The following is a 17,300-nucleotide window of genomic DNA, read 5'->3' as shown; positions in this document are numbered from 1 at the left end:
CTGTTGAGTTCTCAAGGAACGGACGCTTCCTTCGGACCGCCTTCCAGCGGGCCCTCCGGGCGCTTCGTTCTTTCGTGTTTCCAGCTTATCAGATGCTTTCCGCTCCGTTTTCCGGGGCTTCCTCATCCAACTCGCCGGTGCCTTCCGGGGTTTGATGCCCCGTTCGACGTTTCAAACTCTAGCCGAGCCCCGCTCCGAAAAGCGAATCCGGCCGCAATCCCGATAACCAGGCATGCCGAAGTCGGCCTGTGCTGTTTCTCGTGGATTGGCCGCCCCGGAACCGTCCGCGCAATCGCGTGTCCGGTGCTCCCTGTCGGGCGACTGGGAGACAGTACCCCTACTTCTCGCCCGAAACAAATGCCCGGCCCCGGGCCGCGCGGGAGCGGTCCGGGGCCGACGGTCCCCTACTTGAAGAGGCGGTCACCGCTGTTGGCCATCCGGTGGGTGTCGCTGTGGCGGTTGACCCAGTCGCGGACGAGGTTGATCGCGTTCGCGCACTGCCAGGTGTCGTCGTACTCCCGCACGCCCGTGAAGGCGCCGTAGCCCGCGATGATGCCGTCGACCTGGGCGTCGCCGAGGAGCTTGTCCACGTACCAGGGGTCGTTGTAGGTGGTCGTCCAGGACAGCGTGGCGGCGAGTCGGCCGGCTGCCCGGTCGGCCGCTCCCTTCTTCAGTTCCGCGCAGGTGTTCCAGGTGGCCTCGGTGCAGTTGCCGAACCCGTTCTTGATGTCGGTGTCGCCGTAGTCCATCGCCCGGCGGCCGACCGGGATGCCCGCGCCGGAGCTGTTGAAGGCGCCGACGACCTTGTCGCGGGCCCCGGTGGTGGTCATGCCCTCCAGGCGGCCGAGCTTGCCCTCCAGGCTCTTCCAGCCGCGGCCGCCGACGTCGGGGGTGTTGCCGCCGTGGTACTCGAAGAAGCCGTAGAGGACCTGGATGCCGGCGGCGGTCAGCCGCTGCGCCTTGTCGTGGAGGCCCGCGACGCTGCAGGTGCGGTTGGGCTCCTCGCCGCAGTAGTTGGGGTCCTTGATGTCCAGCCAGACCAGCGACAGCCGGCGGCCCGCGTTGGCGTTGGAGAGGATGCGGTCGATCATGCTGTCGAAGCTGGGGCCGAGCCGGTTCTCCCCGGCCGAGGAACAGTCGTGGTAGGCGCGCCACTCGTTCGGGTTCCACCAGGCGCAGACGTCGATCTCGATGCCGTTGGCACCGTGCTTGAGCGCCGCGTCCACGCCGTCCAGGGTGTCGACCCGGTGGGCGATGGCGTAGATCGGGTGGCGCTGGTCGGCCGCGGCGGCCGGGGAGGTTCCGAGCGCGGTGCCGCCGATGATCCCGCACAGCGTCGCGGCCAGCGCGGGAACCATCCGCACGCGGGCGCCGGTCCTGAGGTGAGTGGTCAAGAAAGGCACTCCTTCTCGTCCGTGTTCTGAGGTGAACATGACCGAACGTGCCAACTGTACGTCGTCGAACGGTGGATGGGACCTGAACGCGATCACCGGCGATTCGGTCTCCACGGTCCGCGGACGCCACCGAGCCCCGGAGTAGTTCTCCGGGGCTCGGCGAGACCTCACGGCACGGGCCGTCGCGGCTCCTAGACCGGGGCGAACGCGTACCACTTGGTCAGGGCGTACTCGCAGTCGAAGACGCCGAGCTTGTTGATGCTCCCCACCCAGGAGATGCACTCCTGGGCGGATCCGAACGGGCCCCAGGAATCGATCGAGACGTGGACGGCGTTCGGGCTGAACGCGTACCAGTTGTGCTGGGCGTACTCGCAGTCCCAGAAGCCCAAGTTGCCGTGGTCCGCGACGAACTGCGTGCACTCCTGAACGGATCCGAACGGGCCGTAGGAGCCGATGGGGTTGGCGGCCACAGCCACAGCCGCAGCCGGCGCCGGGACCGGGGTCGCCGCGCCGGCGCTCGCGGTGCCTCCGACCAGGGCGGCCACGGTCAGGACCCCCGTGGCGGCGAGTGTGGCGATTGCCCTCTTCATCGATGACCTCCAGGTCGTGGCTGATCCGATCCGGTGACACGGGGATTCCGGGCCGGGCTTCCCGTGCACGTCTCACGCTAGGTCGGCGGTCCGGTGGTGGAATGCGCGACGAGTCTCCGACCCTGTGCGCAGCGTCTCCTCGACCGTCGGCCCGGGTCGGGCCCGGCGGCGCTGTTCGCGTGGGGAGAGGCCGTACGCGGCTTTGAACGCGCGGCTGAACTCGGAGGGGTTGGGGATGCCGCAGCGGGCGCCGATGGCGTGGACCGGCACGGCCATCAGGGCTGGGTCGACGAGGTCGCGGTGGGCCTTCCTCAGCCGCTGGCGGCGGATGAACCCGCTCACGGTCTCCGCCTGGGAGTGGCGCGCGAAGAGGCGGTGCAGGTGGCTGACGGAGATGTGGTGGGCGGCGGCGACCACGGGCGGGGTGAGTGCGGGGTCGTGCAGGTTGGCCCGGACGAACGCGCGGATGGTCTCCACCAGGGCCCGCTGCCGGGCCTCCGGTGGCAGCGTGCGCTCGGCGTCGAGCTCCCCGGCGATCCAGGCCGACATCAGGTCGAGCACCACCGTGCCGAGGCGGGAAGCCTCCGCGGGCTGGAGGGCGGCGGCCTGGCGCTCCAGCCCGAGGAGGAACTGCGCCAGCAGCGCCCCTGTGCCCTCCCGGCCGGAGAGCCTGCGGCCGAGCAGGTCACGCATCCGGTGCGGGGGCACCGGCAGCAGCGACACGGGCAGGTCGATCCCCACCCCGACGACTTCCGGACCGCTCCCGCCCGGGGCCCGGTCCCCGAACATCCGCGCATCGTGCGGGGTGGAGCTGTCGACGAGGGAGAAGTCCCCGGCCCCGAACGTCTCCACCTGCTCCCGCCCCCGCCGGAGCGCGTGGGTTCCGGAGGTCAGCAGCGTCAGGTAGCACAGTTCCTGATCCGAACGCCGGATCATCCGCTCCGTACGCCAGAACCGCGCCGACGGGAACGACGACCCCACCAGCACCACCGGCCCCAGCTCGAAGAGCCGCACCTGCCAGGTGAAGTCGTGTGCGTGAGCACTCGTCGCCTCGCACTCCCGCCTCCTGGCCAGCCCGTCCCGCCAGCACTCGAAACCGTCCTTCGCCGACAAACCCTCACCCTGGAGCATGCTCGTCCCTTGCGCGGACATCCCGTCCCTCCCAGACATGCCAGACATGCCGCCGCCGCATCGGCGAGGCCCTCCCCGGTGCATTGTCACGCCACCGTCAAGATGGGGTGCCGCCGCGTCCCACCGCCTCGTTTGACCTCGCACGGGCCGGGCCGCGAGCATGACCGTGACCGCCGGGGAGGGACCGTGACACGAGTGACCGCAGGACAGTTGACGAACCGTCGACGACGGAATCGCCTGACCGCCGTGGCTGTCGTGGCCGTTCTCAGCGGCGGCGTCGCGATCGCGATCAACGCGTGGATGGATCGGGGCCCGGAGACCCGGGTCAGCCAAGGCCCCGTGGCCGGCCACCCGCTGCTGGTCAGCTCCGACGGCCTGACCCTGACGCTCAACATCGGCTGGGGTTGCGAGGAACGGCCGGAGCTCGTGGCCCACGAGTCCACCGGCACGGTGAAGGTCGCGCTGCGGCACACGGTCCGTCCGGGGTTCTGCGACCTGGGCGGCTTCGCGCAGATCACCACCCGCCTGAACGAACCCCTCGGGACCAGAACGCTCGACGACGCCACGGGCAAGCCCGCCGTCCACTTCGACGAGCGCAAACTCCTCCGGCCCACGTTCCTCCCGGAGAACTACTACCCCTCCCCCGCGGGCAGGATGGTCTACCTGCCCGGCCTGGAAGCAGTCCCGACCGACACCCCGGCCTGGGCCGTCCGGTACACACTGGGCACGGAGCCCGACACACAAGGGACCCTGATCATCAGCCAGACCCTCCGGAGCAGCACACCACCGCCCGGCAAGGCCGCCACCGTCAAGGGCCTCCCGGCGAGCATCACGCACGCGGACTCCCCAGGTGACCCCCATTCACTGACCTGGTCCGACGGCACCTACACCTTCGTCGTCACCACCGGCGGCCCCCCGCGGCTCACGGACGAGGAACTCGTCCGCGTGGCGGAGGGCCTCGGGTAGCGGCCGCTGCGGCGATAGGGTGCCGGGATGGTCCCCGACGCTCCCCGGCTGCTGCGCGCCGACGCCGCCCGCAACGCGGAGAAGATCATCCGGGCTGCCCGGGAGGTCTTCGCCGAGCAGGGCCCCGACGCCCACCTCGACGACGTGGCGCGCCGGGCCGGCCTCGGGGCCGCGACGCTCTTCCGTCGCTTCCCCGACAAGGCCGCGCTCCTGCGGGCCGTGCTGGACCAGCGCTTCGACGAGCACGTCCGGCCCGTCATCCAGGCCGCCGCCCACGATCCCGATCCCGCGGGCGGGCTGGCCCGGGTGCTGGCGGCGGCTCTGGAATCGGTGGCCGGCGACTACAACGTGCTGGCCGCCGCCCGCGCCGCCGGTGTGCTGACCCCCGCGACCGGCGAGGAGTTCTTCGCCGCCCTCGACGTCCTCCTCGCGCGCGGTCAGGCAGCGGGCGTGCTCCGCACCGACCTCGTGCCCGACGACCTGCACCGCGTCGTCGTCATGCTGGTCTCGGTGCTGTGGACGGTGGACCCGGGTGAGGGCGGCTGGCGCCGGTACCTGGCCCTGGTCCTCGACGGCCTCTCCCCCACCGGGGCCCGCCCACTGCCCTGCCCCGCCCCCGCGCTGCGCACCCGCACGCCCTGACGGCTTACGGCTGAGGGCTGAGGGCTGACGTCAGACCTCGGACCTCAGACGTCAGACGTCAGACGTCAGACGTCAGACGTCAGACGGCCGGGCTGGTGCCGACGGCTCCACCGGGCCGCCACCACCCGCACCGCGGACCGCTCGCGCCCCCGGTCCCCGTTCACCACAGCACCAGCACCTCGCCGATGCCGCCCGCCAGCCGTTCGGAGTGGTCGCGCAGGCTGCGCGCGTCCACCGCCAGCCGAAGGCCGGGGAAGCGTCGGACCAGCGCGGTCAGCGCGATCCGCATCTCGGTGCGGGCCAGCGCGTTGCCGATGCAGTAGTGGCTGCCGTGCCCGAAGGCCAGGTGGGCGTTGGGGGAACGCGACGGGTCGAAGGTGTCCGGCTCCTCGAACGCCCGCCCGTCCCGGTTCGCGGCGTTGATCGCCACCAGCACCGCCTCACCCCGCGCGATCGCCGTCCCCGCGACGGTGACCTCCTCGCGGGCGTAGCGGGTCAGGCCCAGGGCACCGGGCGCGGCCATCCGCAGGACCTCCTCCACGGTGGCGCGGGCCGATCCGTCGGGGTCGGCGGCGAAGCGGTCGCGCCGGGCGGTGTCGCTCAGCAGGAACAGGACTCCGAGGTCGATCCGGGTCGACGTCGTCTCGTGGCCCGCGAACAGCAGTCCCACCGCCAGGCGGGTCATCTCCTCCTCGGTGAAGGACGGGTCCTGTGCCTGGACGGCCAGGATGTCGCTGATCACGTCCTGTCCCGGCCGCTTGCGCTTGTCCTCGTCGACGGCGGCCACGTACGCCTCGAACTCGGCCATGGCCTCGGCCCCGTCGGCCCCGCCGTACAGCGCGGCGATCCGCTCCGACCAGCCGCGCAGCAGCTCCCGGTCCGCGACCGGCACGCCCAGCAGCTCGCAGATCACCATCACGGGCAGCGGGAAGGACAGGTGACCGTGCAGGTCGACGGCGCGGCGCGGATCCCCTGCGCGCTCCTCCTCCATCCCGTCCAGGCAGGACGCGGCGAGTTCCCCGATCCGCTCGCCCAGCCGCCGCATCCGCGGCGCGCTGAACGCGGGTGCCAGCATCCGCCGCATCCGGGTGTGCTCGCGGTCCTCCTCCTCGGGCGTGGGGGCGGGGCGGGTGTGCAGGGCCGAGGCCGAGATCCTCGGGGAGTCCGCGGTGTCGGGGCGCAGCCGGGAGAACCGGGTGTCGCTCAGGATCTCCCGGGCTTCCTCGTAGCGGGTCACCAGCCAGGCCGGATCACCGGCGGGTGTCGTCACCCGGGTGATCGGCCCTTCCTCGCGCAGCCGCGCGAGCAGCGGCGCCAGGTCCAGGGCGTTGGGACGTTCGAAGGGTAACTGCGGTGCGGGCGCGTTCATGGTCTCTCCTCGCCGGCCGAAGGCCACAAGAGCAGCGAACACTCGACGGAGCGGCTCTCTCCTGCCCACCCGGGGCCGGGCTGGACGAACGACGCCCGGACCCAACAAGTGAGAGTCAGCTCTCTCTTGCGGCGAGCGTAACACCGCCGGCACGCACAGTCAGCCTCCCTGCCGCCGCTTCGACCGATCCGACGTCGACTGATCCGACGTCGACCGGTGCCCGTCGTACGTCCGCGGCGGCTCCCGGAGCCACGCGCACGCCGCCATCACCGCGGCCCGGTGCCGTGACTCCGTCCCCGCGACGGCCGTCTCGACCTGCCGGGTGCGCTCCGCCTCCCGCCGCACGGCCTCCCGGTAGCGCAGCCAGCGGCGCGCCACCGCGGCGATCACCACCGGAACCGTCACGGCTGCCGCCCGGGCACCGTCCAGACCGGTCACCACCGCGTCGAACACCATCGCGCCGCTCCCCCACCACTCGTCGAAACCGATGCGACAAACCCTCCACCTGCGGCGGGATTTCCCTCTAGCGTGAGGAAACTCTGCGGAAACCCATGGAGAGCGGGCTGATGGCGAACGGACGGCCGAGGAAGACCGAGCAGCGCGAGCGGCCCGAACTGGCCGAGCTCGCCGAGTGGTTCCGCTCAGCGCTGCGAGCCGCCGGACACGTCAGCGTCAACGCCTTCCTCAAGGCCCCCCGGGCGCCCGGCGCCCCGGTGGCTCCCGACAAGAACACCGTGTACGACGTCCTGGGCGCCCGCCGCCTCTGCCGACGGCAGGCGGCCGAGCAGCTCGCCGCGGCGCTCGGCCACCCCGCGGAGGCCGTCGCCTCCCTGTGGAGTCGCGCCGAGCGGCAGTCGAGGCTGGCGGAGCGCGCCCGGCGCCACGCGACGCGCGGGGCAGGCGTCAGGAACGTGGAGTGGACGGACATCCCCCTGCCCGACCCGTGGCTGGAGGACCTGCTGCGCAGCCAGGCCGCCGCCGCCGAGCAGTTCCCCTACGACCTGCTCGGCGTCGTCAGACCGCCGCTGTCCGAGGTCTACGTCGAGCAGGACGTCCAGCCCCTGCCGCAGGGCCCCGAGAAACCCGGGCAGGAGGCCGCCCGGCGGCCCCACCCGTCGGCCTCGACCCTCGCCGAGGCCCTGGCGACGCACGACCACCTCTTCATCACGGGCGGTCCGGGCACCGGCAAGACCACCCTGGGCCGGCACCTCGTGCGGCAGGTGGCCAGGTACTGGCTGTGCGAGGACGAGGACGGCGGGGCGCAGCCCTGGTACCCGAGCGCCGTGGTCGCCGTCCGGATCGCCTCGGCGGACCTCCATCTGCCCCAGGCCTGGTACCGGCAGTTGAGCGAGGCGGTGAACCGCAGTGGCACCCAGACCGAACCCGTGCACCACGACCGGTTCGCGAGCCGCCCGCACGGCGTCCGGTGGCTCGTCGTCGTCGACGGCCTGGACGAGGTGTCCTCGCCGGTCATCCGGCACAACGCCCTGAGGAAGCTCGCCGAACAGATGCCGCCCGGTGGGCACTTCCGGTTCGTCATCACCTCCCGCCCCCTCCCTCAGGGCGAGCTCGAACCCTTCGAGGACCTGCCGGGCATCGGCTTCTACACCCTCAAGGGCTTCGACACCGACCAGCAACTCGCCTTCGCCGAGCGCTGGTTCCGGGCCCAGGGATCGGACGACGCCATCACCCACGCCCGGCGGTTCCTGGCCGAGGTCGACGAGGCCGGTCTGCAGGAGGTGCTCCGGGTGCCGCTGCTGGCGACCATCGCGGCCGCCTTCCGCAGCCGCAACCCGCGCGCTCCGCTGCCCCGCGGCCGGGTCGATCTGTACGAGGCGTTCCTGGACCAGCTCAGGACCGCCCGGGAGGGGAACCGAGCGGTCACGAAGCGGTTCGTCGAGCGCTGGGAGCAGCGGGAGCTGGGCCCCCTGGCCGCGTGGCTCCTGGAGCACCGCGACCGGTTGGTGACCCACCTCGCCTGGGCGCGGCTCAAGGGCTCGCCGGAGACCTCGCTCGTCGGCGAGGCCCGGACGTGGCTGGCGGACCGACTCCCCTCCGGCCTGCGCTGGCCCGAGGGCGCCGACGGTGAACTCGGGCAGTTCCTGGCGCAGAGCGGTGTGCTCTCCTTCGACGGCACCGAGTTGTCCTTCCTCCACCAGTCGTTCGCCGAGTTCCTCGCCGCCCGGGACGAGGCGCCGGGGATCCCCTCCGACTTCCCGGGCCTCGGCCCCTGGGCCGCCGCCGCCACCAGCGCCGGCGCCCGTAACCGGATGCTGTTCACCTGTGCCCTCTGGGCGCGGCGGCCCGGCAACGACGTCGGCCTGATCGTCCGCCACCTGCTCGCCGGCGAGCTGCAGCACCGGGTCATGGCACTGCGCCTGGTCACGGCAGGCGTACCCCTGGGCGAAGCGCTCGAACAGTCGGTGATCGACCGCCTGACGGACTTCGCCGGTGACGAGAAGTCGCGGTTCGCCACGTCCGACGCCGAGGTCCTCGCCGAGCTGTCCCAGCTGCGCGGGAACCGCCGGCTCGCCGCCCGCCTCCGCACCGTCGCGGAGGCGGAAGGCCTCCCGCCGTCCCTGCGCACCGGGGCGGCCGCCGCGCTCGCGAACGTCGCCTCCCTCCAGGACGGCATCACCGCCCTGGAGGGCCTGGCCTCGACCGGGACGCCGGAGACCGTGCTGCTGTGCTGCCGGCACCTCGCCCCGCTCGACCCCTCGGGCGGGCCGTTCCGGACCGAGGCCCTGAGGCGTCTGCTCACCGCTCCGCGCGTCTCCGTCTGGGACCGGCTGACCGCCGGGGACCTGCTCCTCGCCGAGGGCAGCACCGAGGGCCTGGTGGACCTCGCCCGGTCCGTCCTGACCGGCCCCGAGCACAACGACCAGCGCCTGGAGAGGGCCGGAGAGCTCTGGTTCGACGTCGACGGGGCGGACGCCGCCGAGGAGGTCGCCCGGATCATCGGAGCCAGGAACGACTCCCAGGTCTGGTCGGCCCGGGGCCTGATCCTCACCCTGCTCCGGTTCGGACGCACCGACGAGGCCGCCCCGCTCACCCGACGCTTCCTCGACGAATCGATCAGCAGCGACGACAACAGCGACGTCGTGACGGCGTGGGTCGAGACGGAGGGCGCCGCCGGAGCCGACCGCATCGTCGGGTTCCTGCGCGAGGCCTCGGCGTGGAACGCGGACGAGCGCCCGAGCATCGCCCTCGACCTGCTGCGCGAGGGATTCGCCGCGCAGGCGCTCGAACTGGTCCGGACGGGCCTCGGTGCCACGACCCGGCGGAGGTTCACCCTCCAGCTGGACTTCATGGTCCTCGTCAGGGCCCTCGGCCCGGACGCGGCGGACGAGGTGCGGCACTGGCTGGAGAAACTCGACGGGAAGCCCGAGGACCACGCGACCGCCCTGGGGCTGCTGCTCGAAGCCGGTGCGGCACCCGCCGCCGTCCTGCCGCTCGCCCTCCGCGTGCTCCGGCAACCCGGCAGCAGCACCAAGGCGTTCGTGAACGCCGCCCGCGTCGTGCTGCGCCACGACGACGCGTCGGCCTGCGAGGAGGTCCTGGACGCCCTGGAGGCCCGCCCGTACGGCGGGGCGGCGCTGCGCACGGAGCTCCTGCCCGTCCTGGTCGAACACGGGCAGGACAAGGCCGTCATGGAGCTGGGGCGCCGGCTGCTCGACGACCCCGGTCTGACCGGTCCCGAGCTCCGCGCCGTCGTCCGGTCGTGGGCGGCCGTGGCGGGCGCGGGGGGCGTTCGGGAGGTCCTCGGCCGCGTGTCGGCCTCCCTCGGCACGATCGGCCGGGTCGCCGAGACCGCCTCTCTCCTGGCCGGCGAAGGACTCGCCCAGGAGGCCGTCCCCCTGTGGTGCCGCGTCTGCACGACGCCGGGCGCCGCCGACGAGACCCGGTGGCGGGCCCTGCAGTCACTGATCGCCGCGGGAGCCCACGACGCGGCCGACCGGGCACTGCGTCAGGCACTGACCGCGCCCACCTCTCCGGCGGAAACCCTCGCCCTGCGCCGGCTCCACGCCTGGCTGACGGCCACGGAATGAGCGGAGCGGGGGAACTGCCGGAGCCTTCGTCCCGGCCCCGGGTGGCGCGGCAGCCCGTTGTCGGAGGGGCGTGACACCATCACGGCAACACGACAAGGGGGGCCACCGATGAGTTTCCTGGGCATGTGGTGTCTGGTCCCCGTACGGCCCGACACCGTCGCGCGGTACGCGCCGGAACTCGCTCCGGTCATCGAGGCGGAAGCCGCGCTCCCCGCGTCCACGGACCTCCTCCGGTGGTGGCGGGCCGGCGGCAGCACCCCGGAGGCCATGGACCGGTTCCTCGAACTGGCCGCCCCGTCCGCACTGGACGAGCGGATCTGCACCGTCTACGAGGCCTGGGAACAGGGCTACGACAAGTCCCTGCCGCACGTCGTGGCCTCCGCCCGCAAGGCCTACCCGGCCTCCGCCATGGCCTTCGCCCTCGGCCCGCAACGCTTCGCGCACCTGCCCGGCTGGTTCGGCGACCTCCTCCTCACCCCGGAACAGGTCGTACAGACCCTTCCCGCCGTCGAACGCGCCTACGACTGGACCCCGCAGAGCCGGCACCAGGCCGAACTGCTCCTCACCGCCGCCCTCCACGACGAGGGCGGCCGGGACGACATCACCGCACTGCTCGACGGCGTACCCCCGGTCTGGCGCGCGGCGGCGAACGCCGGCCACGGCCTGCTCGGAGCGCAGTTCATCCCCTGAGAAGCACAAGCAACGGCCGAGGTCAGTGCTGGTCCAGGTGCGGGTAGTAGCCGCGTTGGTAGGAGGACAGTCCGTAGATGCTCAGCTGGCCGCCGCCCCTGCAGATGACGCAGACCTTCCTGGCCTGACATTCGCCGCATCGGCGCTTGCCCTCGGGGCGGCGGGGCCGCCAGCCGCGGCCGTGGCAGGTGGGGCAGAGGCCGAGGCCGTCGCACTCGTAGCAGAGGACGTAGCCGGGTGTCAGGGTCTCGGGCGTACGCACCGGCTCCGGCTGGGGCTCCGGGTCGGGTTCCGGCTGGGGCTCCGGAGCCGGAGCCGGCTGTGGGGCGCGCAGGGCCAGGTCCGCCGTCTGGCCGCGGAAGACCACCGCGGGGGTGTCGTCGCTCGTCAGGACGCGGATGGTGCTGCCGTCCCGGCGGGCGACGACGACCGTCCAGACCCTCCCGTCGTCGTCCAGCCGTGACGTCGTGACGTCCCAGCCGGCCGCGTCGAGGAGGGAGACCGCCCGGTCGGCCGTCTCGGTGGCGGTGACACGCGCCGGACGGTTGCCCTGGTACGCCAGGAAGTGGTGGTGGCGCAGCGGATCGGGCCGGTCCGTGATCTCCGGCTGCGGCTCGCCGAGGGCGAGTCGGCGGAGGTGGACACGAACGGTCAGGTCCTTGACCAGGGTGACCAGTTGCCCGTGCAGGGACCGACCCAGTCGGTCCAGTTCCGCACGTGCCGTCGATGTCTCGTCCATGTCGCCCCCTTGGTCCCGGAACGTACCACGGGGCCGGATCGGGTCTCGATCAGGTGCGCGATCTCGAAACCCTACGGCCCGGCGGGACACCGCATGCCACCCACCGGTGTCGTGCGGGTTCCCCGCACGGGTGCGGTGTCGTACCGTGACCGGATGACCACGAAGGTGTCATCCCGGTACGACGTCGTGATCGTCGGCGGCGGGCACAACGGACTGGTGGCCGCGGCCTACCTCGCGCGGGCCGGGCGGCGGGTACTGGTCCTCGAACGGCTGGCGCGGGTGGGCGGGGCCGCCGTCTCCGCCCGGGTGTTCCCCGGCGTGGACGCCCGGTTGTCGCGCTACTCCTACCTCGTCAGCCTGCTGCCCCGGCAGGTGGTGCGGGACCTCGGGCTGCGGCTCGACCTGCGCCGCCGCCGGATCTCCTCCTACACCCCCACGCTGCGGGACGGGAAGCCCACCGGGCTGCTGGTCGACGCGGCCGACCCGGACCGCACCCGGGAGTCGTTCCGGAGCCTGACCGGCGGCGACCGGGAGTGGCAGGCCTGGCAGCGCTTCTACGGGATGACGGCGGAGGTCGCCCGGCGGGTGTTCCCGACCCTCACCGAACCGCTGCGCACCCGCGCCGAGTTCCGTCGGCTGGTCGACGACGAGGCCGCCTGGAGGGCCCTGTTCGAGCGGCCGCTCGGCGAGGTGGTCGAAGGGAGCTTCACGGACGACCTGGTGCGCGGCGTGGTCCTGACGGACGCGCTGATCGGCACCTTCACCCACGCCCACGACCCCGAGCTGCGGCAGAACCGCTGCTTCCTCTACCACGTCATCGGCAACGGGACCGGCGACTGGGACGTGCCGGTCGGCGGGATGGGCGCGGTGACGGACGCCCTGGCCGGGGCCGCGCGGGCGGCCGGGGCGGAACTCCGGACCGGCTGCGAGGTGACGGCCGTCGCCACCGACGGCCGGGGCGACGCCGAGGTGACGTACCGGCACCGGGACGGCGAGGCGACGGTGGCGGGGCACCGGGTGCTGGTGAACGCCGCACCGGCCACCCTGGCCCGGCTGCTCGGCGAGGACCCGGGGCCCGCCCCGGAGGGCTCCCAGCTCAAGGTCAACATGGTGCTGCGCCGGCTGCCCCGGCTGCGGGACGCCGCCGCCGACCCCCGCGAGGCCTTCGCCGGGACCTTCCACATCGCCGAGGGCTACCGGCAGTTGGAGACCGCGTACACCGAGGCGCTGGCCGGCCGACTGCCTTCGGCGCCGCCGTCCGAGATCTACTGCCACTCCCTCACCGATCCGTCCATCCTCGGGCCGGAGGCCGTCCGGCAGGGGTACCAGACCCTGACGCTCTTCGGACTGCACATGCCCGCCCGGCTGTTCGGCGACCCGGCGGCCGAGGAGCGCGCGCTGGCCGCGAGCCTGGCGCAGCTGGACGCGGTGCTGGCCGAGCCGATCGCCGACTGCCTGGCCGTGGACGCGGACGGACGGCCCTGCGTGGAGGCCCGGACGCCGCCGGCGCTGGAGCGGGAGCTCGGGCTGCCGGGCGGCCACATCTTCCATCGCGACCTCGCCTTCCCCTTCACGGAGGGCGGGGACGGGAACGGGGACGACGGCGGGGAGGGGCGGGCGGACCCCGCCGCCCGCTGGGGCGTGGCCACGGCCCACCCGAACGTGCTGCTGTGCGGGGCGGGCGCCGTCCGCGGTGGCGGGGTCAGCGGGATCCCGGGGCACAACGCGGCGCAGGCCGTCCTGGCCGAACCGGTCCGCTGAGGCTCGTTGCCGAAGGACGGGGACCGGGCCGGCCGGGACGGGGCCGGCCCGGTGGCGGAGCGTCAGGCGCGGGCGAGGGCCCAGCCGCCGAGGCCGTCGCAGGCGCCGGCGTTGTACTGGGTGGCCCGGAAGCCGGCCGGGACGGGCGAGCCGGGGCAGGTCCACAGGCCGACGCGGGCGATGTTGTGGCGCCAGGAGCCGGCGCCGTCGCAGCCCGCCACCTGGTGGCCGGTGATCACGTAGCCGGCCACCACCGGGGAGCCGGAGCAGGTCCAGATGCCGTCGTGCGGGAGGCTGTGCTGCCAGTTGCCGATGCCGCCGCAGCCGCTGCGGAAGTGGTTGCTGATGACGTAGCCGGGCACGACGGGCGAGCCGGAACAGGTCCAGATGCCGTCGTGGACGAGGCTGTGCCGCCAGGAGCCCATGCCCCGGCAGCCGGTGGTCTGGTGGTCGGTGATCACGTAGCCGGCCACCACCGGGGAGCCGGAGCAGGTCCAGATGCCGTCCTTGGCCGGCTGCTGGTACCAGGAGCCGGCGCCGCCGCAGCCGCTGGGGTCGTGGTCGGTGATGACGTTCCCGGCGGCGACGGGCTGCCCGGAGCAGCTCCACTTGCCTCCGTTGCCCCAGCCCGCCGTCCGGGCCTCGGCCGTGGACATGCCGGAGACGGTGCCGCCCAGGGCGACGGCCGCGATCAGGGCGATCGACGCCACGGCGGCGCCGGCGCCCCGTCCGACCGCCAGGGTCCTCACGCGCTTCACTATCTGACGCAGGATCATGTCCGCTGTGCTCCTGGAGTGTTGAGGAGGATGAGGTGCCCCCGTTGCGCCGGTCCGCCCGGCGGTCGAACGAGAGCCACCCTAGGTGGTGGAGGCGTGAAAGTTCAGCGGAGGACCGGAGAATTCCGCTCCCGGGGCGCAGCTTGTCCGAAAGTCGTCAGGACGTGCGGTCCCCGCCCGGCGTCCCACCTGACGGGACTTTCAGCATACGGAGTGATCTTGGCGCGCCCCGCGGGTAAGGTGGTGGACCGTGGCCAGTAGGAAAACGTCGATCATGGAAGCTGCGGCGCGGGTGATCGCGCGGCGCGGGGTACGCGGGTTGCGGGTGGAGGAACTCGCCGCCGAGGCGGGCGTGTCCACCGCGCTGATCTACTACCACTTCAAGGACCGCACCGGGATCCTCCGGCAGACGCTGGAGTTCATCAACGACCGGGCCGAGCGCTACACGACCGAACGCGCCGCGGACGCACCGCCGTTGACGGCCCGCGAGGAGCTGGAGCAGACACTGCTGCTGGAGCTCCAGGACAGTGTCGAGGTCCGGGAGAACAGCACCGCCTGGGGTGAGCTGCGCGCCAGCGCCGTCTTCGACGAGACCCTGCGCGAGGACCTCGCGCGGGCCACCCGGGTCTGGGTCCAGGAGATCGCCGAACTGCTGGGCGGCGTGCAGCCGATGTCCTCGGCAGTCGCGCTGGCCGGTGCGGCGGAGCGGCTCACCGCGCTGCTCGAAGGCCTCAGCACCCGCTGGTTGAGCGGCAGCCTGCCGCTGGCGCACGCCCGGATGCTGATGGCCGACGCGATCGACGCCGAACTGGTCCGGCTCGGCTCCTGAACCGTCAGGGCCCGGCGGGTTCGGCCGACGGTCCGTTCGGGCCCGGCGGGTCGGTCGGGCCCGGCTGGTCGGTCGCCGAAGCGACTTCGGCCTCCGCTGCCTCCGCCGCTTCCTCCGCGCGGCGCTTGCGGTGCTCGACCCGGACCCCGGCGATGACGGTGAAGGCCAGGCTCGCGGCGATGATCCCCTCGGCCCAGAAGAAGGACAGGTAGTCCATCAGCGAGCCGACCGGTGGTGAGCCCGGTGCCGCGTTGCGCATGCCGATCAGCGCGAAGAGGGTCGCCGCCATCCAGCCGAGCGAGGGCCAGACCAGCCCCTGGCCGCCGCGGTAGAGCACCTCCGCGCCGCCCAGCACGGCCAGGGCGAGCGCCCACATCGCGGCGATCATGAACCAGGCGAGGATGAAGGTGCTGCGCGCCCGGCTGACCCGGCCGTCCAGGACGGTCACGCCGGAGGCGTGCGGGGTGCTGGTGGGCCGCACCACGAAGAACGGGTCGGCGTCCGCGAAGACCAGGCCGACCGGCACCGGGCCGGCGCTGTCCGTGGCCGAGAAGCCCAGTTCGAAGTGGTAGCGGTCGAAGGGGTAGTCGGACTCGGTGCCGTCGTACAGGTTGGCCTGGACGGACCGGGCGGTGACGGTCTCCCCCGCCGCGGCCCGCAGGTCGGTGCGGGCCGCGGAGTGGACGGTGATGTCGACCTGCCGGGTGAACACTCCGGAATCCGGGCCGTCGGCGAGGCTGCCGTGCGGGACGGCCGCCACGTAGAGGCCGAGGTCGCCCGACCCGGGGTCGATCTCCTGGGCGGTGAGGTCGAGTTCGATCCAGTCCGCCGCCGTCGGCAGGGCCAGTTCGCGGGTCTGCTGCCGGGTGTCGCGCTCGTTGAAGTACAGCGCGATGCCGGCCGAGCAGAGCACGGCGAGCAGCAGCAGGGCGAGGGCGAAGCGGTTGCCGCGCAGTCGGCCGGGGCCCCTCACGACGAGGCGGCGGGCGAGGCCGGGCCGGACGGCGCTCCGGACGACGCGCCCGCCGCGGCGACCGGCTGCTGCTGGGTGGCGCAGTGGATGCCGCCGCCGCCCGCGGCGATGTGGTTGATGGAGACCTGGGTGACCTTGCGACCGGGGTGGAGGTCGCCGATGATGCCGGCCGCCTTGTCGTCGGCGGCCTGGTCGCCGAACTTCGGGACGATCACGCCGCCGTTGCAGACGTAGTAGTTGATGTAGGTGGCGAGGAAGTTCTTGCCCGCGCCCTGGATCAGGTCGACGTCGGGCTCGGGGAGGTCGACCACCTTGAGCGTGCGGCCCTTGGCGTCGGTCGCGGACTGGAGCACCTGGATGGCCTGGTTGGAGGCGGTGGTCCAGACGTCCGGCGGGGTGTCGGCGGCCGGGCGGTGCAGGACGACGGTGCCGGGCTCGGCGAAGCGGGCGAGCGCGTCGACGTGGCAGTCGGTGATGTCCTGTCCGGCGACGCCCTTGAACCAGATCACCTTCCGGACGCCGAGCAGGTCCTTGAAGTCCGCCTCGATCTGGTCCCGGCTCTTGCCGGGGTTGCGGTTGTCGTTGACCCAGGAGCTCTCGCAGGCCATCAGGGTGCCCTCGCCGTCGACCTCGATGCCGCCGCCCTCGCCGGTGATCGGCGCCTGGATGCGGGTGATGCCGTAGTGGTCGAGGAGGTTGCGGGCGACCTGGCCGTCGTTGGCGTGGGTCTGCTTGTTGCCCCAGCCGTTGAAGTTGAAGTCGACGCCGGCCAGGCCCTGGGGGCCGGTGACGAAGGTCGGGCCGGTGTCCCGGGCCCACAGGTCGTCGACCATCAGCTCCAGCACCTCGACGGAGGAGCCGCAGGCCTGGCGGGCCTGGTCGGCCTGGTCGGGGCGGGCCAGCAGGACGACCGGTTCGAAGCCCGCGATGGCCTGGGCGAGCGAGGCGATGTCCTGCCGGACGCCGGGGAGTTGGTCGCCCCACACCTCCTCCAGGGCCGGCCAGGCCATGAAGGTGCGGGTGTGCGGGGCCGACTCGGCGGGCATCTCCCGGGCGGCGGCCTGGCTGCCCGACGGGGCCGGGGTGCCCGCGGCCGGGCTGCTCGGGCCGGGCTGCTCGTCCGCCGTGCTGTCGGAGGAGCAGCCGCCGGCCAGGGCCAGGGCAGCGAACGCGGCCCCGGACTGCAGGAGCGCACGGCGGGACGGCCGGGAGGGAGCCATGGGGCCTCGTTCCGGTAGGTGTCGGGTTCGGCTCCGCAGGCTACTGAAAGGGGCGTCAGGTTCCGGCGCGGCGCGGCTCCGCCGTTCGAGGGAATCCCCCGCCCCGCCCTGGCCACGGGCGCGGGCGCGGGCGCGGAACGTACGACGGACGGCGCCGGGCCGGCCGAGCCG

15 protein-coding genes are annotated in these 17,300 nt (G+C 73.1%); 6 read left to right on the top strand and 9 right to left on the bottom strand.

Translation table 11 applies throughout. From position 1 onward, the window contains the following. Positions 1-404: 404 nt before the first annotated feature. From ACFV8H_RS39345 to ACFV8H_RS39335, 3 genes are all read right to left on the bottom strand, one after another. Complete coding sequence (locus tag ACFV8H_RS39345) at positions 405-1,403, bottom strand: phospholipase (RefSeq protein WP_380409316.1); 999 nt, start codon at positions 1,401-1,403, stop codon at positions 405-407. 182 nt (positions 1,404-1,585) lie between these two features. After that, positions 1,586-1,984, bottom strand: coding sequence for a hypothetical protein (locus ACFV8H_RS39340; protein WP_380409314.1), 399 nt, complete (start codon positions 1,982-1,984; stop codon positions 1,586-1,588). A gap of 72 nt (positions 1,985-2,056) precedes the next feature. Next, on the bottom strand, positions 2,057-3,115 hold the full coding sequence (locus ACFV8H_RS39335; protein ID WP_380409312.1) for a helix-turn-helix domain-containing protein: 1,059 nt from the start codon (positions 3,113-3,115) through the stop codon (positions 2,057-2,059). Between the two features lie 255 nt (positions 3,116-3,370). On the opposite strand from ACFV8H_RS39335, the gene ACFV8H_RS39330 reads away from it, so the two are divergent. After that, positions 3,371-4,081: a hypothetical protein gene (locus tag ACFV8H_RS39330; protein WP_380409310.1), complete on the top strand. Its 711-nt coding sequence runs from the start codon at positions 3,371-3,373 to the stop codon at positions 4,079-4,081. 27 nt (positions 4,082-4,108) lie between these two features. Continuing rightward, positions 4,109-4,723 (top strand): TetR/AcrR family transcriptional regulator, encoded by a 615-nt coding sequence (locus tag ACFV8H_RS39325; RefSeq protein ID WP_380409308.1) that lies wholly within the window; start codon positions 4,109-4,111, stop codon positions 4,721-4,723. Positions 4,724-4,883: 160 nt separating this feature from the next. Here the strand turns inward: ACFV8H_RS39325 and ACFV8H_RS39320 are convergent, their stop codons facing one another. Then, on the bottom strand, positions 4,884-6,092 hold the full coding sequence (locus tag ACFV8H_RS39320; protein WP_380409306.1) for a cytochrome P450: 1,209 nt from the start codon (positions 6,090-6,092) through the stop codon (positions 4,884-4,886). A 159-nt stretch (positions 6,093-6,251) separates the two neighbouring features. After that, the gene (locus ACFV8H_RS39315; RefSeq protein ID WP_380409304.1) at positions 6,252-6,548 is read right to left on the bottom strand and encodes a hypothetical protein; all 297 of its coding nucleotides are present in this window, start codon (positions 6,546-6,548) and stop codon (positions 6,252-6,254) included. Positions 6,549-6,658: 110 nt separating this feature from the next. Between ACFV8H_RS39315 and ACFV8H_RS39310 the strand changes: the two genes are divergently transcribed. Next, positions 6,659-10,141, top strand: a complete 3,483-nt coding sequence (locus tag ACFV8H_RS39310; RefSeq protein ID WP_380409302.1) for an NACHT domain-containing protein — start codon at positions 6,659-6,661, stop codon at positions 10,139-10,141. A 108-nt stretch (positions 10,142-10,249) separates the two neighbouring features. Continuing rightward, on the top strand, positions 10,250-10,831 hold the full coding sequence (locus ACFV8H_RS39305) for a hypothetical protein (protein ID WP_380409300.1): 582 nt from the start codon (positions 10,250-10,252) through the stop codon (positions 10,829-10,831). Between the two features lie 22 nt (positions 10,832-10,853). On the opposite strand, the gene ACFV8H_RS39300 is transcribed toward ACFV8H_RS39305, so the two are convergent. Continuing rightward, positions 10,854-11,570, bottom strand: a complete 717-nt coding sequence (locus tag ACFV8H_RS39300) for a hypothetical protein (protein ID WP_380409298.1) — start codon at positions 11,568-11,570, stop codon at positions 10,854-10,856. 153 nt (positions 11,571-11,723) lie between these two features. Here ACFV8H_RS39300 and ACFV8H_RS39295 point away from each other — a divergent pair, with 153 nt between their 5' ends. Further along, complete coding sequence (locus ACFV8H_RS39295; protein WP_380409296.1) at positions 11,724-13,331, top strand: phytoene desaturase family protein; 1,608 nt, start codon at positions 11,724-11,726, stop codon at positions 13,329-13,331. A gap of 62 nt (positions 13,332-13,393) precedes the next feature. Here ACFV8H_RS39295 and ACFV8H_RS39290 read toward each other — a convergent pair whose 3' ends face one another. Further along, on the bottom strand, positions 13,394-14,080 hold the full coding sequence (locus ACFV8H_RS39290) for a hypothetical protein (protein ID WP_380409294.1): 687 nt from the start codon (positions 14,078-14,080) through the stop codon (positions 13,394-13,396). 301 nt (positions 14,081-14,381) lie between these two features. Here ACFV8H_RS39290 and ACFV8H_RS39285 point away from each other — a divergent pair, with 301 nt between their 5' ends. Then, positions 14,382-14,936 carry a TetR/AcrR family transcriptional regulator gene (locus ACFV8H_RS39285; RefSeq protein WP_375893548.1) on the top strand — a complete coding sequence of 185 codons (555 nt, stop codon included), beginning with the start codon at positions 14,382-14,384 and terminating at the stop codon, positions 14,934-14,936. A 4-nt stretch (positions 14,937-14,940) separates the two neighbouring features. Here the strand turns inward: ACFV8H_RS39285 and ACFV8H_RS39280 are convergent, their stop codons facing one another. Both ACFV8H_RS39280 and ACFV8H_RS39275 read right to left on the bottom strand, forming a co-directional pair. Next, positions 14,941-15,909 carry a DUF4436 family protein gene (locus tag ACFV8H_RS39280; protein ID WP_380409292.1) on the bottom strand — a complete coding sequence of 323 codons (969 nt, stop codon included), beginning with the start codon at positions 15,907-15,909 and terminating at the stop codon, positions 14,941-14,943. Next, on the bottom strand, positions 15,906-17,129 hold the full coding sequence (locus ACFV8H_RS39275) for an agmatine deiminase family protein (RefSeq protein WP_380409290.1): 1,224 nt from the start codon (positions 17,127-17,129) through the stop codon (positions 15,906-15,908). Before ACFV8H_RS39275 ends, ACFV8H_RS39280 begins: the two co-directional genes overlap by 4 nt. Positions 17,130-17,300 lie beyond the last annotated feature (171 nt).

This window comes from Kitasatospora sp. NPDC059827 (assembly GCF_042731675.1).
GTDB lineage: Bacteria > Actinomycetota > Actinomycetes > Streptomycetales > Streptomycetaceae > Kitasatospora.
Note: the sequence above shows the minus strand (reverse complement) of the source record. Positions and strands in the feature narration are given on the sequence as shown.